The organism is Lamprobacter sp. (genome assembly GCF_034860625.1).
Lineage (GTDB): Bacteria > Pseudomonadota > Gammaproteobacteria > Chromatiales > Chromatiaceae > Lamprobacter.
Window position 1 is genome coordinate 1 of record NZ_JAYESN010000376.1, and the last position, 2,227, is coordinate 2,227.

3 protein-coding genes are annotated in these 2,227 nt (G+C 61.6%); all 3 read right to left on the bottom strand.

The annotated features are described in order from the left end of the window. Window positions 1–224: hypothetical protein (locus tag VBE63_RS27730; protein ID WP_323686216.1), on the bottom strand; the 224-nt coding region annotated here is incomplete at its 3' end. Window positions 225–340: 116 nt separating this feature from the next. Continuing rightward, the gene (locus tag VBE63_RS27735; protein ID WP_323686217.1) at window positions 341–1,483 is read right to left on the bottom strand and encodes an ATP-binding protein; all 1,143 of its coding nucleotides are present in this window, start codon (window positions 1,481–1,483) and stop codon (window positions 341–343) included. A 211-nt stretch (window positions 1,484–1,694) separates the two neighbouring features. Next, window positions 1,695–2,111 carry a hypothetical protein gene (locus tag VBE63_RS27740; RefSeq protein WP_323686218.1) on the bottom strand — a complete coding sequence of 139 codons (417 nt, stop codon included), beginning with the start codon at window positions 2,109–2,111 and terminating at the stop codon, window positions 1,695–1,697. Window positions 2,112–2,227: the final 116 nt, after the last annotated feature.

Sequence of the window (2,227 nt, forward strand, 5' to 3'; positions counted from 1 at the left end):
CGGATCTTGTGCTCGGGCAACAGCGGCATGGGCCCCTCTGCGTTGAGTTGGGCAAAGCCGTAGGCCAGACTTTCGGCGGCTTCACCCCCATCGAGCAGGCTGACCTGCAGGCCGCTGAGCGGCGGCGTGAACTCGGCGCCTGCAAGTAGTTTGGCCAGTGCGGAGTCCGCCTGTGCTGCACAGGTGATAGCCATCAGCAGCAGGGTGAGCAAGAGTGGGCGCATGGTGTTATCCATCTGTCAGTGTGGGGCTATGGGGACAGTTTACTTTTTGGCTTTGCCTAAAAGTAAACTGTCCCCGTAAAGCCCATTACGATGATGGTACTGTCGGCCCTGTCTGTTCATGTCGAGGCCAGTTCCTCGCAGAGGTCTGGCAGTGCGACCGCCTCCACGTTTTCGGACAAAGGGAAGCGCTCACTGCCGCTGTAGACCACCCGGCGATGCTGTGGGTTTATGGTATCGCAGGCGAGGTAGAAGCCGCGTTCCAGTTTTGGCGACAGGCCGCGCTTGATCTCGATTGCCCATGGCTTGTGCTCTCCGGGGCGTTTCAGCAGCAAATCGATCTCCGCGCCAGCGGAGGTTCTAAAGAAGTATGCCTCCGTGCCCGGTGGCGCAGCGCCGATGAGCGACTCTATTGCCAATCCTTCCCAGCTGCCACCGGCGACAGGGTGGCCCAGCAACGCCTCGTGGTCATCAATGCCGAGCAGTGCGTGTACAAGACCGCTATCGCGCACATAGACCTTGGGCGATTTCACCAGGCGCTTTCTGACGTTGCCGTGCCAAGGGGCCAGCCGACGGACGAGCAGAAGGTCCACGAGCAGGTCCAGGTAAGCCGCCACTGTCTTGCCGTCCACCGCCAACGCCCGGGCCAGAGAGGCTGCATTCAGTAGCGAGCCCTGCTGATGCGACAACATGGTCCAGAAGCGTCGCAAGGTCTCTGCTGGAATCCGCGGCCCCAGCTGAGGTATGTCCCGCTCCAGATAGGTGCGGATGAAATCGCCGCGCCAGCGCAGGCTCGCCGCATTGGAATTGGCCAGCAAGCTATCCGGGAAGCCACCCCGCAGCCACAGCGCATCGAGCTGGTCACGCGGGACTTCACCGGCATCGAGCGGGGCCAGCTCGAGATAGCGGATGCGTCCGGCCAGCGTTTCACTGGACTGCTTCAGCAGATCAACCGACGCGGAGCCCAGTATCAGAAAGCGGCCGCTTTTTTTAGGAAAGCCCTTTTGCTTGCCCTGACCGCCATGCCGACCCGCGTCAATCAGCCCGCGCAGGCTCTGGAAGAGCTCTGGCGTGCGCTGGATCTCGTCGAGGATCACGAGCTTGTCGGCGTGCTGCGAGAGATACAGCTCTGGCTCCGCGAGCTTGGCGCGGTCTGCCGCTGACTCGAGATCGAGATAAATGGAAGGGCGAGATTCCGCCACTTCCAGTGCCAGAGTGGTCTTGCCTACCTGCCGGGGGCCCAGCAGGGCCACGGCCGGCATTTCGGCGAGAGCACCGGTGAGGTCAGGCGATAGGCGGCGAGGAATCATCCTTGCAATTATGGAGCGCAACTCCACAATTACAAGATTGGATTTCCGCTAAATCTACTGTGGAGTGTTCCACGCAGAGCCTGCAGGGTGGCCGTCAGTGGCTGATGGGCGCAGAGCCTGCAGGGTGGCCGTCAGTGGCTGATGGGATTCACGGGACGTTGCCTTATGCGGCCAGCCCATCGATCGCCTCGCGCAGCGTTTTGGCGGCAGTGATGAGATCGGCCAGCAGTTGGTCGTCTTGCTCGAGATGTCCCTCGTACTCGGCCAGATTGCGGCGCTCGTGTGCCTTCGCCAGCACCCGCCAGACGGCCGGTGGCATGCCAGCGGTGTGCGCCAGGGTCTGGAAGACAAGATAGCGCTGATCGCAGCGATAGCCGAGTCGTCGCAGAGCGAACAGCGCCAGGGCGTGGCTGGCGTTATAGGCGAGATCGAATCGGCTGGCATAGTTCAGCGACGATAAGCTCGCATCTGCCAGCCGCGCATCGGCGGATTCCAATAAGCCTTGCTGTTCGCGCTCTGACGGTGGCTCAAGCTTGAGCCGCCCGATGCGCACAAGGTTCTCGAGTTCAGCCGACGGCATTGTCATCACCAATGATGAAGAGTCTGGGTTGCTTGGCGATGCGCGCCGCGAAGCTGTCCGGCGTTGCCAGCTTGCGCTGCCATTCTTCAAGCGTCATGACAGTAGGGTTCACCGAC